Annotated in this window: 16 protein-coding genes; 5 read left to right on the plus strand and 11 right to left on the minus strand. The window is 70.5% G+C overall.

Annotation, left to right across the window (positions count from 1 at the left end; all coding sequences use genetic code 11):
- The first annotated feature begins 28 nt into the window (after positions 1 to 28).
- Positions 29 to 1,846, plus strand: a complete 1,818-nt coding sequence (gene recQ, locus HAV40_RS16090) for a DNA helicase RecQ (RefSeq protein WP_166381906.1) — start codon at positions 29 to 31, stop codon at positions 1,844 to 1,846.
- A gap of 111 nt (positions 1,847 to 1,957) precedes the next feature.
- Positions 1,958 to 3,391, plus strand: coding sequence for a glycoside hydrolase family 76 protein (locus HAV40_RS16095; RefSeq protein ID WP_203671525.1), 1,434 nt, complete (start codon positions 1,958 to 1,960; stop codon positions 3,389 to 3,391).
- Between the two features lie 100 nt (positions 3,392 to 3,491).
- Here the strand turns inward: HAV40_RS16095 and HAV40_RS16100 are convergent, their stop codons facing one another.
- Together HAV40_RS16100 and HAV40_RS16105 are read right to left on the minus strand one after the other, a co-directional pair.
- A complete protein-coding gene (locus HAV40_RS16100; RefSeq protein ID WP_166381908.1) occupies positions 3,492 to 4,385 on the minus strand; it encodes a siderophore-interacting protein in 894 nt (297 codons plus the stop codon).
- A gap of 105 nt (positions 4,386 to 4,490) precedes the next feature.
- Entirely contained in the window at positions 4,491 to 6,113 is a 1,623-nt protein-coding gene (locus tag HAV40_RS16105) for an MFS transporter (protein ID WP_166381910.1), read from the minus strand.
- A 118-nt stretch (positions 6,114 to 6,231) separates the two neighbouring features.
- On the opposite strand from HAV40_RS16105, the gene HAV40_RS16110 reads away from it, so the two are divergent.
- Complete coding sequence (locus HAV40_RS16110) at positions 6,232 to 6,981, plus strand: TetR/AcrR family transcriptional regulator (protein WP_166381912.1); 750 nt, start codon at positions 6,232 to 6,234, stop codon at positions 6,979 to 6,981.
- 30 nt (positions 6,982 to 7,011) lie between these two features.
- Entirely contained in the window at positions 7,012 to 8,403 is a 1,392-nt protein-coding gene (locus tag HAV40_RS16115) for a hypothetical protein (protein WP_166381914.1), read from the plus strand.
- Here HAV40_RS16115 and HAV40_RS16120 read toward each other — a convergent pair.
- The 4 genes from HAV40_RS16120 to HAV40_RS16135 all read right to left on the minus strand — a co-directional run bounded on the left by HAV40_RS16120 (position 8,284) and on the right by HAV40_RS16135 (position 11,093).
- Entirely contained in the window at positions 8,284 to 8,850 is a 567-nt protein-coding gene (locus tag HAV40_RS16120; protein ID WP_166381916.1) for a hypothetical protein, read from the minus strand. The genes HAV40_RS16115 and HAV40_RS16120 overlap by 120 nt on opposite strands.
- Positions 8,847 to 9,416, minus strand: coding sequence for a hypothetical protein (locus HAV40_RS16125; RefSeq protein WP_166381918.1), 570 nt, complete (start codon positions 9,414 to 9,416; stop codon positions 8,847 to 8,849). Before HAV40_RS16125 ends, HAV40_RS16120 begins: the two co-directional genes overlap by 4 nt.
- 34 nt (positions 9,417 to 9,450) lie before the next feature.
- The gene (locus HAV40_RS16130) at positions 9,451 to 10,188 is read right to left on the minus strand and encodes a hypothetical protein (protein WP_166381920.1); all 738 of its coding nucleotides are present in this window, start codon (positions 10,186 to 10,188) and stop codon (positions 9,451 to 9,453) included.
- A gap of 71 nt (positions 10,189 to 10,259) precedes the next feature.
- On the minus strand, positions 10,260 to 11,093 hold the full coding sequence (locus tag HAV40_RS16135; protein WP_166381922.1) for an aldo/keto reductase: 834 nt from the start codon (positions 11,091 to 11,093) through the stop codon (positions 10,260 to 10,262).
- A 282-nt stretch (positions 11,094 to 11,375) separates the two neighbouring features.
- Here HAV40_RS16135 and HAV40_RS16140 point away from each other — a divergent pair, with 282 nt between their 5' ends.
- Positions 11,376 to 14,327 carry a glycoside hydrolase family 48 protein gene (locus HAV40_RS16140; RefSeq protein WP_409364982.1) on the plus strand — a complete coding sequence of 984 codons (2,952 nt, stop codon included), beginning with the start codon at positions 11,376 to 11,378 and terminating at the stop codon, positions 14,325 to 14,327.
- 221 nt (positions 14,328 to 14,548) lie between these two features.
- Here the strand turns inward: HAV40_RS16140 and HAV40_RS16145 are convergent, their stop codons facing one another.
- The 5 genes from HAV40_RS16145 to HAV40_RS16165 all read right to left on the minus strand — a co-directional run bounded on the left by HAV40_RS16145 (position 14,549) and on the right by HAV40_RS16165 (position 19,498).
- Entirely contained in the window at positions 14,549 to 15,112 is a 564-nt protein-coding gene (locus HAV40_RS16145) for a hypothetical protein (protein ID WP_166381924.1), read from the minus strand.
- A 3-nt stretch (positions 15,113 to 15,115) separates the two neighbouring features.
- The gene (locus tag HAV40_RS16150; RefSeq protein WP_166381926.1) at positions 15,116 to 15,949 is read right to left on the minus strand and encodes a carbohydrate ABC transporter permease; all 834 of its coding nucleotides are present in this window, start codon (positions 15,947 to 15,949) and stop codon (positions 15,116 to 15,118) included.
- Positions 15,949 to 16,932: a carbohydrate ABC transporter permease gene (locus HAV40_RS16155; protein WP_409364981.1), complete on the minus strand. Its 984-nt coding sequence runs from the start codon at positions 16,930 to 16,932 to the stop codon at positions 15,949 to 15,951. Before HAV40_RS16155 ends, HAV40_RS16150 begins: the two co-directional genes overlap by 1 nt.
- 149 nt (positions 16,933 to 17,081) lie before the next feature.
- Positions 17,082 to 18,446: an ABC transporter substrate-binding protein gene (locus HAV40_RS16160; RefSeq protein WP_166381928.1), complete on the minus strand. Its 1,365-nt coding sequence runs from the start codon at positions 18,444 to 18,446 to the stop codon at positions 17,082 to 17,084.
- Positions 18,447 to 18,451: 5 nt separating this feature from the next.
- Entirely contained in the window at positions 18,452 to 19,498 is a 1,047-nt protein-coding gene (locus tag HAV40_RS16165; RefSeq protein ID WP_166381930.1) for a LacI family DNA-binding transcriptional regulator, read from the minus strand.
- Positions 19,499 to 19,629: the final 131 nt, after the last annotated feature.

The raw sequence follows: 19,629 nt of genomic DNA on the forward strand, positions 1-19,629 counted from the left end.
CGTCGGGGGCGGTCCATAGGATCGACGGGTGCAGGATGCTTCGCAGGTGTTGAGCAGGATCTTCGGCTATGACTCGTTCCGTGGCGAGCAGCAGGAGATCATCGACCACGTGATCGGCGGCGGGGACGCCCTGGTGCTGATGCCGACCGGTGGCGGCAAGTCGCTGTGCTACCAGATCCCGGCGCTGGTGCGGCCCGGCGTCGGCGTGGTCATCTCGCCGCTGATCGCGCTGATGCAGGACCAGGTCGACGCGCTCACCGCGCTGGGCGTGAAGGCGGGCTTCCTCAACTCGACACTCGACCTCGACGAGCGCCGCGTGGTCGAGGCGCAGTTCGTCGCGGGCGAGCTGGACCTGCTCTACCTCGCCCCGGAAGGGCTGGCCTCCGGATCGGCGCTGCGGCTGCTGGAGCGCGGCAGGATCTCGCTGTTCGCCATCGACGAGGCGCACTGCGTCTCGCAGTGGGGCCACGACTTCCGGCCCGACTACCTGGCCCTGTCCGTGCTGCACGAGCGCTGGCCGGACGTGCCCCGCATCGCGCTGACGGCGACCGCGACGACCGCCACCCGCACCGAGATCGCACAGCGCCTGCAGCTGACCGAGGCGCGCCTGTTCGTCTCCAGCTTCGACCGGCCCAACATCCAGTACCGCATCGTGCCGAAGAACGACCCTAAGAAGCAGCTGCTGGAGCTGCTGCGCACCGAGCACCCCGGTGACGCGGGCATCATCTACTGCCTGTCCCGGGCGTCGGTGGAGAAGACCGCCGAGTTCCTGGTGCAGCAGGGCATCGACGCGCTGCCCTACCACGCCGGGCTCGACGCGGCGACGCGTGCGGCCAACCAGTCCCGCTTCCTGCGCGAGGACGGGATGATCATGGTGGCCACCATCGCGTTCGGCATGGGCATCGACAAGCCGGACGTGCGTTTCGTCGCACACCTCGACCTGCCGAAGTCGGTCGAGGGCTACTACCAGGAGACCGGCCGCGCCGGGCGGGACGGGCTGCCGTCGACGGCCTGGCTGACATACGGGCTGCAGGACGTGGTGCAGCAACGCAAGATGATCGAGGGCTCGGCCGGGGACGCGGCCTACCGGCGCGGGCTCGCCGCGCACCTGGACGCGATGCTGGCCCTGTGCGAGACGGTGCAGTGCCGCCGGGTGCAGCTGCTGGCCTACTTCGGGCAGGTCAGCGAGGCCTGCGGCAACTGCGACACGTGCCTGGTCCCGCCGGAGTCCTGGGACGGCACGGTGCCCGCGCAGAAACTGCTGTCAACCGTGCTGCGCCTGCAGCGCGAGCGCAACCAGCGCTTCGGCGCGGGGCAGTCGATCGACATCCTGCTCGGGCGCAAGACCGACAAGGTGGCGCAGCACCGCCACGAGGAGCTGACCGTGTTCGGCATCGGCACCGAACTGCAGGAGTCCGAATGGCGCGGAGTGGTGCGCCAGCTGCTGGCCCAGGGGCTGCTGGCGGTGCAGGGCGAGCACGGCACCCTGGCGCTGACCGACGCCAGCGCCGACGTGCTGGGCCGCCGCCGTGAGGTGATGATGCGCCGCGAGCCGGAGCGCGCGGCCCGCTCGTCGGGTTCGTCGCGTAAGGCCTCGGCCGCCGCTGCCGTGGCGGAGCTGCCCGCCGACGCGGTGCCCCGGTTCGAGGCGCTGCGCGCCTGGCGTGCGGCGACGGCCAAGGAGCAGAGCGTGCCCGCGTACGTCATCTTCCACGACGCGACGCTGCGCGAGATCGCCGCGCAGGCCCCGGACTCGCTGGGCAAGCTGCGGGGGATCAGCGGCGTCGGCGAGAACAAGCTGGCCAAGTACGGCGAAGGGGTGCTGGAGACGCTGGCCGCGGCCTGACGCATGGTTGGCATTCCATCGACGTTGACGAAAATGTAAACCTCCTGTTACATGAGTGCTCAGTGAGAGCGCTCTCCTGCATCCCGGGTTTCCCTGAGCAGGAGGTTCAACATGCGACTACCGGTACGTCTTCTGGCCGCCGGGCTCGCCGTCGCCGGCCTGGTCGCCGGTCCGATGGCGAGCGCCGCCGTGGCCGCTCCGATCTGCAACCGCTACTGCGACGGGCGCGACGCGGCGCTGTCGCCGGGCGACCGCGCGCCGGTCAGCGCCGGAGTCTGGGGCAGGCAGATCGTGCTGCACTTCGACGACGCCGACGCGATGGGCTGGGCGAGCATCGCCAACGGCACCACCGGCGACAGGGTCTGGCTCGACCGCTCCTTCAACGGCGGCCGCACCTGGACCGGCCTGCTCGGCGACACCGCCGTCCCGGCGGGCCAGCGGGGCTGGCGCACCACGATGTTCAACGTGGACGACTGGGCGGCGCTCGGCGTCGGCGCGCTGCGCGCCTGCGGCAAGGCGGGTGACCGGCCCGAGATCGCGTGCACGACCTGGGCGCGGACCACGTGGAACGCGGGCAACCGGCGCACCGCCGCGGCCACCGGGCTGATGACCTCCTACAACCTGGCCACCGGGCGGTTCGACACCACCGGCTGGTGGAACACGGCCAACGCGCTGACCGCGATCATCGACAACGCCCGGATCACCGGCATGGGCAGCTACCGGTACGCGATCGGCCGCACCTACGACCTCAACTTGAACGCGTACCAGGGCAGCTTCCGCAACGAGTACATCGACGACACCGGCTGGTGGGCGCTGGCCTGGATCGCCGCGTACGACCTCACCGGCGAGGCCCGCTACCTGAGCACCGCCCGGGTCGCGGCCGACCACATGGCGGCGTACTGGGACGGCGTCTGCGGGGGCGGGGTCTGGTGGAACACCGCCCGCACCTCGAAGAACGCCATCGCGAACGGGCTCTACCTGCACGTCACCGCCGCGCTGCACAACCGCATCGCGGGCGACACGGTGTACCTGAACCGGGCTCGGGCGACGTGGACGTGGTTCCAGGGCACCGGGATGATCAACGCGTCGTCGCTGATCAACGACGGGGTCAACCTGTCGACCTGCCGCAACAACGGGCAGCCGGTGTGGTCGTACAACCAGGGCGTGCCGCTGGGCGGGCTGGTGGAACTGCACCGGGCCACCGGCGACGCGGGCCTGCTGACCACCGCGCGGCGGCTCGCCGACGCGTCGACCACGACCGGCCAGCTGCACGTCAACGGCATCCTGCGCGACCCGTGCGAGGGTGGCGACTGCGGCGCGGACGGCCCCTCGTTCAAGGGTGCCTACGTGCGCGGCCTGGCCGTCCTCAACAACGCCCTGCCCGACCACCCCTACACGGCCTACCTGCGCCGCCAGGCCGACGCTGCGTACGCCGCCGACCGCACCCCGCTCGACCTCTACGGCCTGCGCTGGGCCGGTCCCATCGACAAACTCGACGCCGCCCGCCAGCACAGCGCCCTCGACCTCATGAACGCCGCCCCCTAACCGAGCGGGGCGATGATCGCTGTTTGCGGGCAGAACGCGGGGTCCAACCGCAGGTTCTGGCCGCAAACAGCGATCACGCCCGGCCGACCGGGCGGCCGGGTCAGCCTTCTTCGGTGCGGCCCTGGCGCCAGTAGCCCATGAAGGCGACCGCCTTGCGGTCCAGGCCGCGTTCGCCGACGAGGTGGCGGCGCAGGGTGCGGATGACGGCGGCCTCGCCCGCGAGCCAGGCGTAGAGGCGGCCGCTGGCGGCGTCCTCCGGGACCTCCCACAGGATGTCGTTGTCCACGTCGACGTCCTCGACGACCTCGGCCGTGCCGGGCACCGGCACCAGGCGCGCCGCCGCCAGCTCGACGGCGGGCACCAGCAGGCTGCCGTGGGCGGCCCCGTCGCGGGCCAGCCAGCGCACCTCCACCCCGGCGGGCGCGGTCACCGGCAGCGCGTCGGCGGCGTACGGAACCTCCAGCAGCGCCGCGCCGACCGTGTCCGCGGGCAGCCGCTCCAGGATGGCCGCGATGGCGGGCACCGCGGTCTCGTCCCCGGCGAGCAGCACCGGCACGCCCGGGGCGGGCGGCACGAACTCGGCGCCGCCGTGCGGACCGGGGTGCACCGCGTTCGGTCCCATCAGGACGAGCTTGTCACCCGGCCGGGCCGCGCGGGCCCAGCGCGAGGCGGGACCGGCGTCGCCGTGCAGGGCCACGTCCACATCGACCTCGCACTGCCCCCGGCGTACGTGCCGGGCGGTGTAGGTGCGGACCGGGTTGCGCAGCTCGTCGGGGGTGGCGCGCCAGACGGTGTACCAGTCGGGGCCGTAGGACAGCGCGCCGAAGCCGCCGTCCGGCGCGGGCAGCACCAGCTTGAGGCGCAGGTCGTAGCCACAGTCGGCGAAGTCGGCCAGATCCGGTCCGGAGAACGTGAACCGCTTGTAGGTGGGGCTCAAGTCGGCGACGGCCTGCACCTGAACGGTGAACAGCCGCCACATCATGGGTTCGGTCATGCGCGGGATCTCCAGACGGCCGGACGACTGAGGGGGTGCCGTGACCCGGCGGCCGACCCGTGGCATCCCACAGGTCGGCGACCGCGCAGCACGACTCAGGTTAGGTTAGCCTTCCCTCTCGATGTCAAACGGCTCCCGAGTGGCCTGCGCCACTACCACCGACCTTCCTGCGGCACCGGGTGGGGTGACGGGGCCGTCGCCGGGGTCCGTGGTGGGGGCAGGTTCGCGGCTGGGCAGGGTGAGCAGGGCCAGTGCTGCCGCGATGAGCAGCAGCACGACCGCTGCGATCGCCGCCGCGTGCAGGCCGGACACGAACGAGGTCCGGGCGCTGGCGAGCAGGGCCTCACCCAGCGGGCCGGGTGTTGCGGCGGCCACGGCGGCGGCTCCGGCCAGCGTTTCGCGAGCGATGTCGGCGGCTTGGCCGGACAGACCGGACGGGACCTCCAGGTGGGCGCGGAAGACGGCGGTGCCGATGCTGCCCAGTACGGCCATGCCGAGCGCGCCGCCGAACTCCGAGGCCGTCTCCGACAGCGCGGACGCCGCGCCCGCCCGCTCCGGCGGGGCGGCCCACAGGATCAGCTCGGTGCTCAGCGACATGACCACGACCAGGCCGCAGGCGTACAGCGCGGCGCAGACCATCAGCGTCCACAGCGGGGAGTCGGCCTGCACCGCGGTCATCGCGGCGAACCCGGCGAGCGCGATGAGGAAGCCGCCCGCCACCAGCCGGTTGCGCGGGACGCCGCGCTGGGCCAGCCCGGCGGCCACGGGCGCGACCGCGCCGACGCCGAGCGAGGGCACCAGGCTCCACAGCGCCGCCTCCAGCGGGGACATGCCCCACACGGTCTGCAGCAGCTGGGTGGTGAAGATGGCGAAGCCGACCAGGGCGAACATGGCCAGCGTGTTGACCGCGATCGCGCCGCTGAAGGCGCGGCCCCGGAACAGGGCCAGGTCGATCATCGGGTCGGCCGAGGTGCGCTGCCGGTGCAGGAAGACCGCGCCGACGGCGAGCCCGGCCAGGATCGCGGCCCCGGCGAGCAGCGGGTCGCCCTCGGCGGCGAACTCCTTGACGCCCCAGATCACCGGTAGCACCGCGGCCAGTGACAGGACCGCGCCGAGCCGGTCGAACCGGCCGCCGGTGACCCGTCGCGACTCCGGCACCAGCAGCGGCGCGAGCACGACCAGCAGCAGCATGAACGGTACGTTGATCAGGAAGACCGAGCCCCACCAGAAGTGTTCGAGCAGTACGCCGCTGAGGATCGGGCCGAGTGCGACGCCGAAGGTGAGCGCCGCGGTCCAGACCGCGATGGCGGTGGCCCGCTGCTTGGCGTCGTGGAACATGTTGCGGATCAGCGCGAGGGTGCTCGGCATCAGCGTCGCGCCGCCGATCCCCAGCAGGGCGCGGGTGGCGATGAGGGCTTCGGCGCTGCCCGCGTACGCGGCGGCGGCGGAGGTGAGGGCGAACGCCGTCGCGCCGATCAGGAGCAGGCGGCGGCGGCCGATCCGGTCCCCGAGCGCGCCCATCGTGATGAGCAGCCCGGCCAGCACGAAGCCGTAGATGTCGAAGATCCACAGCTGCTGGGTGGCGGTGGGGGCGAGGTCGGCGCTGATGAACGGGACGGCGAAGTAGAGCACCGACACGTCCATGGAGACCAGCAGGAGGGGTAGCAGCAGCACGGCGAGGCCGATCCACTCGCGGCGGCCGGCGATTGGCGGGGGTGGCTCGTTCATCGAGGACCAACCTTCTGTGTACGCGGTACGCGCTTCTGTGTATGTCATACGCTGTTCTGTGTACGTTATACGCAGTACTAGGATGTGCAGTCAAGCGTCCGAGGTAGAAGCAGGTGTGATGGAACTCGACAGCGCCGGGGTCCCGGCGAACATCGCCGCCGCATGGGGCCTGCGTGAGCGCCCCGGCAAGGGGCCCAAGCCGGGACTGAGCCTGGACGGCATCGTGCAGGCCGGCATCAGGGTCGCCGCGGCCGACGGCATCGGCGCGGTCTCCATGAGCCGGGTCGCCGCCGAGGCGGGCGCGTCCACCATGGCGCTCTACCGGTACGTCCGGGCCAAGGACGAGCTGCTCGAACTGATGATGGACGCGGCCATCGGCGACCCGCCGCCACTGGACCCCGACGGCGGCTGGCGCGCCGGGCTGACCGCCTGGGCGTGGGCCTGCCGCGAGGTCTACCTGAGGCAGCCGTGGACGCTGCGGGTGCCCATCAGCGGCCCGCCCGCCACCCCGCACCAGCTCGGCTGGATGGACGCCGGACTGGCCGCGCTCGCCGACACCGCGCTGCGCGAGGAGGAGAAACTCTCGATCGTGCTGCTGTTCAGCATGTACGTCCGCAACGAGGCCACCGTGGCCGTGGACATGCAGACGGCGGTGGAGGCGGTCGACTCCAACCTGGACGAGGCCATCGCGACCTACGGCAAGCTGCTGCGGCTGCTCGTCGAACCGGCCCGGTTCCCCGCGCTGGCACGCGTCATCGAGGCCGGGGTGCTCGACCGGGCGGACGAGCCGTACGAGGAGTTCGTGTTCGGGCTGGAACGCATCCTCGACGGCGTCGGACTGCTCATCGCCCAGCGGGCGGGCAGCTGACCATCCGGGGTGGACGGTACGGTCTCTGTCGTGACGGACCTCCCCTCTCCGCCCGCTTTCGTGGCGACCCCGGTAGCGCGGCACGGCATCGCCTGGTCACTGCGGCAGCTGGCAGCGGTGCTCGGCACCGTCGGCGTGCTGCTGGCGCGGCACTGGCCCGTGCTGTTCGCGCTGGTCTTCGCCGGGTTCGCGGCCCGGCGCGGGGTGACCCTGCTGGCCGTGCAGGTCAGCAAGCTCGACGGCGTACTCGGCTTCCTGGTGTTCGCCCTCGTCCCGGTCGCGGTGATGACGGCTCTGGTGCTGATGCTGCGCGTGCTGTCGCGCTCGCTGCCCGCCACCACGCCGGACGGCGAGCCCGGACAGCGTTTCCGCACCCTGGCTCACGTGGCGAGCGTGCTGCTGCCGTTCATCGTGGTGTACGCCTCCTACGGCTACTTCGAGGCCGACCGGGACAACTACCTGCTGGAGATCATCGCCGACGAACACAGCAAGGCCGAGGCGATCACGGACCCGTCCGCGCTGGTGCTCGACGAGCGCCTGCCGTTCACGCTGAACACGACACTCGTCGTGGTGTCGCTCGCGGCGATGCTGCTGCGCTTCCTGCTCGGGCTGCGCTTCGCCCGGCTGTGGAGCTGGATCGGCTTCGTGCGGGCCTACCTGGAGGTGCTGTCGCTGACACTGGTGACGTTGTTCGTGACGCGGGTCAGCGAGCAGGTGCTGCCCTATATCGAGCACCGGCAGGCGTACCAGTGGGTGCTGTCGGGCTGGCATCAGGTCGTCGCTCAGCTCGGGGCGCTGGAGGGGCCGGTCCGGGCCGTCGGGCTCTGGTTCTCGGAGCTGTTCATGTCGCTGGACGTCGTGCTGGTCGTGCCGCTGGCCTGGCTGGTCGTCGGCGCCGTGGTGTACGGCCAGAGCGTCGGCACGCCGCCGCTGAGCCCGAAAGCCGCCCGGCGTGCGGTCCAGGCGGCCCGGCGTTGGGCGAAGCTGCCGGCGCCGGTGCGGCGGCTGAGCGCGGCGAGCACCGCCAGCGTGCGGGAGACCCTGGAGCCGCTGGCACACAGCTTCCGCCTGATGGCACACGCGGGCAAGGTGCCGATAGTGCTGTTCTGCGTGCTGTTCATCGCCGTGCAGACGCTGCCGACGTGGCTGTGGGAGCTGGAGCGGGCGCTGATCGGCGCGCAGGACCTGAACTTCGTGTGGCGGCCGGTGTCGGGCCCGCTCAGCGTGCTGAACGACGCGATCAGCATGGTGCTGCTGCTGTGCCTGGTCGCCGCGACCGTCGACCGGGTGCTGCGGGTGCAGTCAGCTCCGGTCGAACCGCACGTACCGGGTCTGGTCGACGGTGCCGAAGGAGACCCGCACCGCGGCGATGTCGACCCCGCGCGGCGTGACGAACAGGGCCACGGTCTGGTGCCGGCCTGACGCGGCGGGCACCGGGCTGTTGTCCGGCTTGCAGTTGCCCAGCGGCGCGCTGACCAGGCTCAGCTCCAGCGGCTGGTCGCCGTACAGGTTGCCGGCCGTGTCCTCGACGCTGATCTCGCAGTACGGCACCTGCTCCGGGTCGGCCGGTCCCTCGACGTCGAGCACCACCCGCCACGCGGTGACGTTCTCGGGCAGGGCGAGGGGTCGGCCGCCGGAGCGCTTCAGGTCGGTGGCCGGGGCCAGCTCGGCGACCCGCACCCGGACACCGGCGAAGTCGGCGACCCCGTCGGTGGCAGGCAACACCGCGGCGGGCCTGCCGCGCTGCCAGAACTCCAGATCGGAGTAGCCCGCCGCGGCAAGCATCAGGGCCAGTGCCGGGAGCAGCGCGATCAGGCCCCACACGTTACGCCGCCACCAGCCGCGGCCGAGCGAGTCCGGGCCCCTCATGACAGCGCCTTCGGGGCGAGCAGGGTGGTGGGCTCGGCCGAGCAGGCCGCGCCGTCGGAGATGGGCAGCCTGATCTCGGCCATGGAGTCCATCCGCTGGTCGATGCTGTTGTCGGCGAGCAGCAGGGTCAGGCTGCCCGCGGCCGCGGTCGGCACCTCGATGGCGATCTCCCCCTCGTAGGGCAGGCCAGGCTGCATGACGTGCCCGCCCGTGACCAGGTTCAGGGTGACCCGGTCGGTGGTCTGGTAGACCCGGCCCGCCCCGTCACGCGCGGCGGCGTACGCGATGCTGGTCGGTTTGAACCGCGCGCCCACCCGCAGCTTGGCGACGATCCAGACCCCCTGGGTGTCCAGAATGGTGTCGCCGATGCGCAGTGCGGCCGCGCAGCGCACCAGCTGCACCTGGGCGGTGAAGGTGCGGGCGGCGACCTCGGTGCCGACCTCCCCGGCCACCGGGAAGGGGCGCAGGTTGTGGTTGAAGTTGGGTTCGGCGCTCTGGATGGCCTGACCGGCGGCGAGCGCGGCCAGCACGAAGGCGGCGTATCCCAGGCGGCGCAGCAGCTTCACGCGTCTTCTCCCCGGCTGGTGGCGGCGGCCCGGCTCACGGGGTGGGTCCCGCGCTCGGGGTGCGGCCGGCCGTCTTCGGGCTCGCGGTCGGCCGGGGGCCGGGCGACGGCGTGCTGCCCGCCGACGGCGACGGGCTGGCCGAGGGAGCTGCCAGGTCGGCCCGGACCGGCACGGTGACGATGCCCGCGGGTGTGACGTCGCCGCCGGTGTCGGAGTCCATCCAGTACCACGCGCTGCTGAGGCTGTCCTCGCGGTAGGTGCGCTGCTTGACGGACACGGTGATCGAGGAGGGCACGGGCGCGTCGCCCGACTGCTCCCAGATGAACAGGACGCGCTCGGGCATGTTCGGCTGCAGCAGGCGCAGGCGGCTCTTGTCCCGGTCGAGCGCGGCGTCGGCGGGGGTGGGGCTGGTCAGGCCCGTCACGCCGTCCAGCGTCAGCAGGTCGGACGGCAGGATGCTGCTCTCGTGGGCGGTGATCCGGACCGTGGCGGTCAGCACCAGCCAGCGGTTGGTCTCCTTCTCCAGCCGCAGCTTGCCCAGCACCCGCTGGACGACCGCCCCCTCGACGGTGACCTCCCAGGGGCCGCCGTAGACGGGCGTGCCCGCGGTGAGCGTCTCCGGTTGCGGGTCGGGCACCGAGTCCAGGCCGCCGAACAGCCCGGACACGCCCAGCAGCACCACGGCCACGGCCCAGCGCAGGCCGGGCGTCGCCTGATCGAGCAGCCCCCTGGTCACACTGCGGCTCAGGCCGCCCTGCCCCGTGACAGACACGTCGGCGAGCATACGAGACGGACGCCTTGCGGCATAACCGAGCCGCGAGGCGTCCGTCGGGAGTGGACGTCCTATCCCATCCAGGCGAAGACGGCCGGATCCGGCCCGATGCGGCCGCCGTTGTCCAGGGTGGCGATCGCGGCCATGTCCTCGTCGTCGAGGGCGAAGTCGAAGACCGCGATGTTCTCGGCGATCCGCGACGGGGTCACCGACTTGGGGATGACCACGTTGCCCAACTGCAGGTGCCAGCGCAGCACCACCTGCGCCGGGGTCCTGCCGTGCTTGGCCGCCACCCGCGCCAGCACCGGGTCGTCGAGCAGGCCCTTGCCCTGGCCGAGCGGGCTCCACGCCTCGGTCGCGATGTCGTGCACCGCATGCAGCTTGCGCAGCTCCTCCTGCGGGAAACGCGGGTGCAGCTCGATCTGGTTCACCGCGGGCACCACGTCGAACTCGTCGAGCAGGCGGCTCATGGTCTGCACCGTGAAGTTGGAGACGCCGATGGCGCGTACCCGCTTGTCGGCGTACAGCTTCTCCAGCGCGCGCCAGGCCTCGGTGTAGCGGTCCTGGGACGGGACCGGCCAGTGGATCAGGTACAGGTCCAGGTAGTCGAGGCCGAGTTTGGCCAGGCTCTCGTCGAACGCGCGCAGGGCCTGGTCGTACTCGTGCTCGGTGTTCCACAGCTTCGTGGTGACGAACAGCTCCTCGCGGGGCAGCCCGCTGGCGCGCAGCGCCCGGCCCACGCCCTGCTCGTTGAAGTACAGCTTGGCGGTGTCGATGCTGCGGTAGCCCGACTCCAGCGCCGTGGTGACGGCCTTCTCGGCCGTGTCGTCGTCGACCTGCCACACGCCGAATCCGAGTTGGGGCATCGGGACGCCGTTGTTGAGGGTCACGTCAGGAACGATCATGCGATCCATTCTTCCAGTGCTCCGGCCCCCACCGACGGCGGTCCGCGCGGCACGGATCGGTGAATCGACGCGCGCCGTGCCGCACCGCGCGCGAAGGCAGTGACCCCTTGCGATGGAAGCGCTCCCATGTAAGACTGATCGGAATTCGCGACCGGGAGCCATCGTTCGCGCGACACGGCACGTCAGGGCACGGACGCGCCGTTGCTGCACCGCCGTCACCGCTGACGGTTCGAACGGTTTCCCGCCGGGACGTGGTCCCGGCGTCTTCGCGAGGAGTTCATCTTGTTGCACCTACTGCGGCGTTCCCGCCACAGAGTCCTGCGGCGCTCAGGCGCCGTCGCCACGGCGGCGGTCGTCGCCCTCGGCGGTCTGGTGGTGGCGGCGAGCCCGGCCCAGGCCGCAGTCGCCTGCGAGGTCGTCTACACCGCCAATCCGTGGACCGAAGCCCCCGGCTCCGGCGGGTTCACCGCCAACATGACCCTGAAGAACCTCGGCGACCCGTGGACGAGCTGGACGCTCGGCTTCACGCTGCCCTCCGGGCAGACCGTCACCCTGCCCGGCTGGTCGGCGAACTTCACCGCGTCCGGCCAGAACATCACCGCCACGAACCTGAACTACAACGGCAACGTGCCCGCCAACGGCTCGACCGGCATCGGCTTCAACGGCCGCTGGAGCGGTACGTACTCCTCGCCGACGTCGTTCACGATCAACGGCACGGCGTGCACCGGGGCCAACCCGGCGCCGACGGTGAGCATCACCGCCCCGGCCAACAACACCCACTACACCGCCCCGGCGGCGTTCACCATCGCGGCGACCGCGGCGGACACCTCGCCCGGCACCGTGTCGAAGGTGGAGTTCTACCGCGACGGGCTGCTGCTCGGCTCGGACACCGCGTCCCCGTACACCTGGGACGTCTCGGCGCTGCCGGTCGGCACGTACGTCTTCCAGGCGAAGGCGACCGACAACGGCGGCGCGACCGCGACGGCGAACACCACGGTCGTCGTGGACGCCTCCGTCGCGCCGAAGATCCTGGTCAACGGTGCCGCGACGGCGGCGGTGAGTGTGCCCGAGGGTGGCACGAACACGTTCAAGGTGAAGCTGTCGGCCGCGCCGTCGGCGAACCTGACCGTGGCCGTGGCCCGTACTGCCGGTGACACCGACGTGTCGGTCTCCACCGGCGCGACGCTGACGTTCAGCACCACCAACTGGGGCACCGAGCAGACGGTGACCCTGGCGGCGGCGCAGGACGCGGACAACGCCTCCGGCTCGGCGACGGTCACGGCCAGCGCCACCGGGTACGACCCCGGCGTGGTCACCGCGACCGAGGCCGACGACGAGGTCAACGTCTACACGCAGCGCTTCATCGAGCAGTACAACAAGATCAAGAACACGGCCAACGGGTACTTCTCGCCCGAGGGCGTGCCGTACCACTCGATCGAGACCCTGATCGTCGAGGCGCCCGACTACGGCCACGAGACCACCAGCGAGGCGTTCTCCTACTGGCTGTGGCTGGAGGCCTACTACGGCCGGTTCACCCAGGACTGGACCAGGTTCAACCAGGCCTGGACGGTGATGGAGCAGTACATCATCCCGTCGGCCGCCGACCAGCCCAACGCGGGCGTCGCGGGCACCCCGCAGTACGCGGCCGAGCACCTCACCCCGGCCAACTACCCCTCGCAGCTCCAGCCGAGCGTCCCCGTCGGGGTCGACCCGCTGCGCAGCGAGCTGACCAGCACCTACGGCAACGGCAGCATCTACGGCATGCACTGGCTGCTCGACGTCGACAACAAGTACGGCTTCGGCCGGTGCGGCAACGGGACCACGCGTCCGGCGTACATCAACACCTTCCAGCGGGGCCCGCAGGAGTCGGTGTGGGAGACCATCCCGCAGCCGAGCTGCGACAACCTCAACCACGGCGGCACCAACGGCTACCTGGACCTGTACGTCAAGGAGTCCAGCGCGCCCGCCGCGCAGTGGAAGTACACCAACGCCCCCGACGCCGACGCCCGCGCCATCGAGGCGGCCTACTGGGCGCTGACCTGGGCCACCGAGCAGGGCAAGCAGTCGCAGATCGCGTCCACGCTGACCAAGGCGGCGAAGATGGGCGACTACCTGCGCTACGCCATGTTCGACAAGTACTTCAAGAAGATCGGCAACTGCGTCGGCGCGACCACCTGCGCCGCCGGGACCGGCCGTGACTCGATGCACTACCTGATGTCCTGGTACTACGCCTGGGGCGGCGGACTCACGTCGGCCTGGTCGTGGCGCATCGGCTCCAGCTTCAACCACTTCGGCTACCAGAACCCCATGGCGGCGTACGCCCTGGCCAACGTCAACGCGCTGAAGCCGCAGTCGCCGACCGCGAACGCGGACTGGACGAACAGCTTCAACCGCCAGCTGGAGTTCTACCAGTGGCTGCAGTCGGCCGAGGGCGGCATCGCCGGCGGCGCGACCAACAGCTGGGCGGGCTCCTACGCGACACCGCCCGCGAACACGCCCACCTTCTACGGCATGTTCTACGACGAGAAGCCGGTCTACCACGACCCGCCGTCGAACCAGTGGTTCGGCATGCAGGTCTGGTCGATGGGCCGCATCGCCGAGCTGTACTACGCCACCGGCAACCTCAAGGCCAAGGCGCTGCTCGACAAGTGGGTGCCGTGGGCCGTCGCCAACACCACGGTCAGCGGCACGAACTTCGCCGTCCCGTCCGAGCTGGGCTGGTCCGGTGCTCCCGCGACCTGGAACCCGTCCAGCCCGGCCGCCAACACCGGCCTGCACGTCACGGTGACCAGCACCGGCCAGGACGTCGGCGTCGCCGCGTCACTGGCCCGCGCGCTGCTGTTCTACGCCGCCAAGTCCGGCAACGCCGCGGCGAAGACCACCGGCAAGGGCCTCATCGACGCGCTGTACGCCCGCGCCGAGAGCAAGGGCGTGTCGACGACGGAGACCCGCGGGGACTACTCGCGGTTCGACGACACCTACAACGCCACCACCGGCCAGGGCATCTTCGTCCCGTCCGGCTGGACCGGCGACATGCCCAACGGTGACATAATCACCGCGGGCAAGACGTTCCTCGATATCCGGTCCTGGTACAAGCAGGACCCGGACTGGGCGAAGGTGCAGGCCCACCTTGACGGCGGACCCGCCCCGAGCTTCAACTACCACCGGTTCTGGGCGCAGAGCGACGTGGCGATGGCCTTCGCCGACTTCGCCGCCCTGTTCCCCAACGGCTGACCCCGGACAGCCGCAATAAACGGCGGGCGCCCCTGCACAGGGGCGCCCGCCGCCTTGCCAATCCGCTTCACGCACGGCACCGCACCCCGAACCGCGATCAAGGTGCGGACGGTGCCCGGCTCATCGAAAGCACGTTCAAGATCTGTTTTTGTGGACGCTGGGTGCCGCTATAGGGGCGTCCAGCGTCCACAAAAACAAATCTTGGAGTGGCGCGGCGCGCGTCAGGGGACGCGGCGGGTGATGGTGTGGAGGGCGAAGAGGAGGTAGCCGACCAGGAGGGGAGCGGTTACCGGGAGGATGGAGCCCAGGAGGAAGGCGATGCCTACGACGCCCGCGCTGGTGACGATGAGGGCGGGGCGGGTGACGGCGAGGCGCAGGGCGTGGCGGTAGGTGTGGCCGCGGCCGAGGAACGGGATGGTCAGGGCGACCAGGCCGAGCACGGCGACCGCCGCGACGGCGGTGACGACCAGGAGTAGTTCGCCGCCGGGGGCCAGGCCCTGGCGGAGCCAGAAGATGTTCAGGCCGAGCAGGAGTGCGACGGCGAGCACCAGCACGGTGGCCAGGGCTCCGGGGAGCAGGCGGCGGCCGAAGGTACGCAGCAGGTCGCGGGTGCCGGGCCAGTGGCCGTCGGTGAAGCGTTGGTGCACCGCTTCGGCTCCGGCGGCGACGGCGGCGCCGGTCGTCACGACCGGCACCGCCGCGACGGTCACCAGGATGCCGACCAGGGCGAGGTCGGCGGCGTCACGCAGGGTGTCGCGCCAGTCCGTGGTGGTCGTCGCCGTCATGGTTCAGCCCTTCAGTCCGCTGGTGTTGATGCCCTGGACCAGGAAGCGCTGGAAGCCCAGGAAGAACAGGAACACCGGAAGCAGGGACAGTACCGACATCGCCAGCATCGGCCCGATGGAGGTCTGGCCGCTGGAGTCGATGAACAGCCGCAGCGCCACGGGCACGGTGTAGCTGGGCACGCTGGGCAGGTAGACGAGCTGGGTGAAGAAGTCGTTCCAGGTCCAGATGAAGGAGAAGATCGCGGTCGTGATCAGGGCCGGTCGCGACAGCGGGAGGATGACGTGCCAGAACGTGCGGTACGGGTCACAACCGTCGATCTTGGCAGCGTCGTCGAGTTCGCGGGGGATGCCCCGCATGAACTGGACCATGAGGAAGATGAAGAAGGCCTCGGTGGCCAGCAGCTTCGGCAGGATCAGCGGCAGCGGGGTGTCGATCCAGCCGAACTCGCTGAACATGACGTACTGCGGGACGATCAGCACGTGGCCGGGCAGCAGCAGCGTCGCGATCATGAGCGCGAAGTAGCCCTTGCGGCCCCAGAACCGCAACCGCGCGAAGGCGTACGCGGTGACCAGGCACGATGCCGCGTTGGCCACGACCGTGGCCAGCGAGATCAGGATGCTGTTGCCGAAGAAGCGGCCGAAGCTGACCCCGGGGATGTAGCTCCACCCGTCGGCGTAGTTCGACCAGGTCAGCTCCTGCGGCCAGATGGAGAGGTTGCTGCTGACCTCGGTCGGCGACTTCAGCGACGAGCCGAGCACCCAGATCAGCGGGTAGAGCACGATCGCCAGCACACCGAGCAGAGCGAGCACCCGCACCCATCCACGTACGCGGGCCATCAGTTCTCTCCGTCCGAGTAGTGCACCCAGAACTTCCCGGTGCTGAAGAAGACGATCGTGATCAGGCCGATCGCCGCCAGGAAGATCCAGGCCAGCGCGGACGCGTACCCCATCTGGAAGTCGGTGAAGGCCTTGTCGTAGATGTGCAGCGTGTAGAGCTTCGTGGAGCCCAGCGGCCCGCCGGTGCCGTTGCTGATCACGAACGCCGAGGTGAAGCCCTGGAAACCGTTGATCGTCTCCAGCAGCAGGTTGAAGAAGATGACCGGCGACAGCATCGGCAGCGTGATGTGGAAGAACTGCCGCCGCTTGCTGGCCCCGTCGACCTGCGCGGCCTCGTACAGCTCGGTGGGCACCTGCTTGAGCCCGGCCAGGAAGATGACCATCGGCGCGCCGAACTGCCAGATGGTGAGCACCATCAGGGTGGCCAGCGCCCAGTCCGGGTCGTTGATCCAGTTGTTGCCCTCGATGCCGAACAGGCTCAGGCCCGCGTTGAACGCGCCCTCGCCGTTGAACATCGCCACCCAGACCAGGGCCAGCGCCACCGAGCCGCCGAGCAGCGACGGCAGGTAGAACATGCCCCGGAACAGGCCGACGCCGCGGCGTTCCCGGTTGAGCAGCAGGGCCACGCCGAGCGAGGCGGCCAGCTTCAGCGGGATCGCGATCAGGCCGAAGGTGAGGGTGACCCGCACCGACTGCCAGAAGGTCGGATCGGCGGTGAAGATCTTCTTGTAGTTGTCGAAGCCGACCCACTCCACGAACTCCCAGCTCGACAGGACGTCGTAGTTGGTGAAGCTCAGGTAGAGCGAGAGCAGCATGGGGAACGCGGTGATCGTCATCAGGCCGATCAGCCACGGGGAGAGGAAGACGTAGCCCGCCAGGCCCTCGGAGCGGCGGGAGGCGTAGTTCTTGCGCCGGCCGCGCACCGGCGGCGGCGATGGCGCCGGAACCGGGAGGGCCGGTCGGGAAGCCGTGGTGAGTGCCACGCGCGGTCCCCTTCCAGGAACGAGATCGATGAACGGCGGAAATGGAACGGGCCCGGCCCGGATACGGCCGGGCCGGGCCCGCGACCGCTGGCGGCGTCTCGGCGGGGCGACTGTACGGCGGCCCGCCGAGACTGCTCACCAGCGTCCGGTCATGCCAGAGCGGAGGCGGCTTCGCTGAAGAACTGCTTGGCCGCGGCCTCGGGAGTGGCCTTGCCGTACGACACCGTCTCGGCGATGTCGCGCAGCGAGTTGCGCAGGCCGCTGTGGCCCTTCGGCGGCGGCGCGGGGGCCGGGCCGAACTTCGGCGTGATCTCGTTCTCGAAGGCGACGGTGTCCTTCATCTTCTGGTCGGTCAGCCCGTCGGAGACGGCCTTGCGCACGTCGAGGTTGTTCGGCAGGCCCCGGTCCACGCCCAGGATCTTGCCGGCCTCCACGTCGTTGACCAGGAAGTTGATGATGTCGGCCACCACGTCGGGAGCCTTGGTGGTGCGCGAGGCCGCCCAGTACGTCGACGCGCGCGCCCACTGGCCCTTCGGGTCGCCCGGGTAGGCGGTCATGCCGAGGTCGTTCTTGGTGGCCTTCTGCATCTCGGAGAGCTGGTTGGACCACATGAACGACACGGCGGCCTTCTTGGTGACCACCAGCTGGGTGGCGACGCTGCCGGTGACCGCCTCGTGGCAGACGTCGGCGGGCGGGGTCGCGCCCTTGGCGCGGGCGTCCACCCACAGCTGGAACCACGCGACCAGGTCCGCCTCACTGAAGGCGATCTTGGGACCGTCGTAGAACTCCTTGCCCTGGGCACGCAGCCACAGCCACAGCGCCTTGTAGTCCGAGCTCGGGTCCATCAGGCCCCAGTACTTGCCGCCCGCCTTGGTGGTGACGCCGGCCGCCCACGTGATCGTCTGCTCGTACGTCCAGCCGACCTGCGGCACCTCGATGCCCAGCTCGCCCAGCTTCGTCTTGTCGTAGATGATCGCGGGGGTGTTCTCGCCGGTGGCGATGGCCACCTGCTTGCCGCCCAGCTGCCCGTACTTGGTGAGGCTCTCGGGGTGCTTGGACACGTCGATCTTCTTGTTACCCGTGTACTTGGACAGGTCCAGGGTGACGTTGCGGCCGGCGTACTCGGCCAGGCCGTTGTCGTCGATCTGGAAGATGTCCGGGGCGTTGCCGCCGGCGGAGATGGTGGCCAGCTTGTCGTAGTAGCCGGTGAACGCCTGCCACGTGGGCGTGATCGTGACGTTGGGGTGCTTGCTCGTGTAGAGCTTCAGCGCCTCCTCGGTCAGCTTGGCGCGGGCCTCGCCACCCCACCAGAAGAAGGAGACGGTGACCGGAGCGTTCGGGTCGGTCTTCGGCTCCTCCTCGCCGCCGCAGGCGGCCAGCAGGCCGGCCGCGGGCACGGCGATGGCCGTTCCGGCGAGTAGACGCAGCAGATGGCGGCGATTCAGGCCGTCTGCCGGCAGGCTACCGTGGTGCTGCGCCGGCTCGTCGGCCGACGCGGGTGTCGCTGGGTGCATTGCTTTCACTCCCTGCTCTCGGAAGCGACACCGTCAACGGGCGGTTGCTGCCGCCTTCCCGGGCCCGCAGTGCGATGCGGGCCCGGGCCTGACGAGTCGCGGATGACCAACTCGGTCTGGAGCGTTACCAGTGCGGTGGTGCGGCGGTCGTCGCCATGCTGGAGCAGCATGTCGACGGCCGCCCGTCCGGCGGCCGCCGTGGGGGTGGCCACCGTCGTCAGCATGGGGCGGGTGCGGCGGCTCAGCGCGGTGTCGTCTATCCCGACGACGCTGATCTGATCCGGCACCTTGACCCCGCGGTGGTCGAGCGCGTCGATCAGCCCGACGGCCATGAGGTCGTTGTACGCGAGCACGGCGCTGACACCGGCTCGCAGCACCGCCTCGGCCTGGGCCGATCCGCTCTCCTCGGTGGGCGCGTTGGGTCCGAGGACCACCAGCTCGGCCCCGGCGTTGCGGGCGGCCAGCGTGGCCGCGCGGCGGATCTCGCGGTTGGTCCAGGACCCGCGCGGGCCGCCCAGCAGGGCGATCTCGCGGTGGCCGAGGGCGACCAGGTGCTCGACCGCGAGCCGGGCGCCCTGCGCGACGTCCATCACGACCGCGGGCAGGCCGGGGACCGGCCTGTTGACCACGACCAGCGGGACCTCGCGGGACAGCTGCTCGATCTGCGTGTTGCTCATGCGGGGGCTGCACAGCAGCACCCCGTCGACCTGCTTGGCGAGCGCGAGCACCAGCTCCTCCTCGACACCGGCGTCCTCATTGGTGTCGGCGACGAAGACGTGGTAGTCGCGGCCTCGGGCATGGCTCTCCGCCGCCTTGATCAGCGGCGGGAAGAACGGGTTGGCGATGTCCGCCACGATCAGCCCGATGTTGTGCGTACGTCCGGTGATCAGCGCGCGGGCGGCCCGGTTGGGCCGGTATCCCAGCTCCTCGGCGGCGGCCAGCACGTGTGCTCTGGTCTCCGCGTTCACCAACTGCGGTGCGCTGAACGCGCGGGACACGGTGGACACGTGCACGCCACTGGCCTTGGCGACATCGCGGATAGTGGCCGGCACCTGCACTCCTTTGTGTACACGCGATCCTGAGTCGGCTATCACGGTGGTGACCCATTAATGCAAACGGTTGCGACGGTGTCAACGGTCGAAGATGTCGATCTGGTTTCGACAGTGGACCTTGACGGCCTCAA

The sequence above is a fragment of the Catellatospora methionotrophica genome, assembly GCF_011297335.1.
In the GTDB taxonomy this organism is placed as follows: Bacteria; Actinomycetota; Actinomycetes; order Mycobacteriales; family Micromonosporaceae; genus Catellatospora; species Catellatospora methionotrophica.

Coding starts and splice junctions, on each gene's coding strand:
- HAV40_RS16135 (WP_166381922.1), bottom strand. CDS start 11,093: ATGATCGTTCCTGACGTGACCCTCAACAACGGCGTCCCGATGCCCCAA.
- HAV40_RS16150 (WP_166381926.1), bottom strand. CDS start 15,949: ATGGCCCGCGTACGTGGATGGGTGCGGGTGCTCGCTCTGCTCGGTGTG.
- HAV40_RS16145 (WP_166381924.1), bottom strand. CDS start 15,112: ATGACGGCGACGACCACCACGGACTGGCGCGACACCCTGCGTGACGCC.
- HAV40_RS16110 (WP_166381912.1), top strand. CDS start 6,232: ATGGAACTCGACAGCGCCGGGGTCCCGGCGAACATCGCCGCCGCATGG.
- HAV40_RS16105 (WP_166381910.1), bottom strand. CDS start 6,113: ATGAACGAGCCACCCCCGCCAATCGCCGGCCGCCGCGAGTGGATCGGC.
- HAV40_RS16100 (WP_166381908.1), bottom strand. CDS start 4,385: ATGACCGAACCCATGATGTGGCGGCTGTTCACCGTTCAGGTGCAGGCC.
- HAV40_RS16160 (WP_166381928.1), bottom strand. CDS start 18,446: ATGCACCCAGCGACACCCGCGTCGGCCGACGAGCCGGCGCAGCACCAC.
- HAV40_RS16095 (WP_203671525.1), top strand. CDS start 1,958: ATGCGACTACCGGTACGTCTTCTGGCCGCCGGGCTCGCCGTCGCCGGC.
- HAV40_RS16120 (WP_166381916.1), bottom strand. CDS start 8,850: ATGAGGGGCCCGGACTCGCTCGGCCGCGGCTGGTGGCGGCGTAACGTG.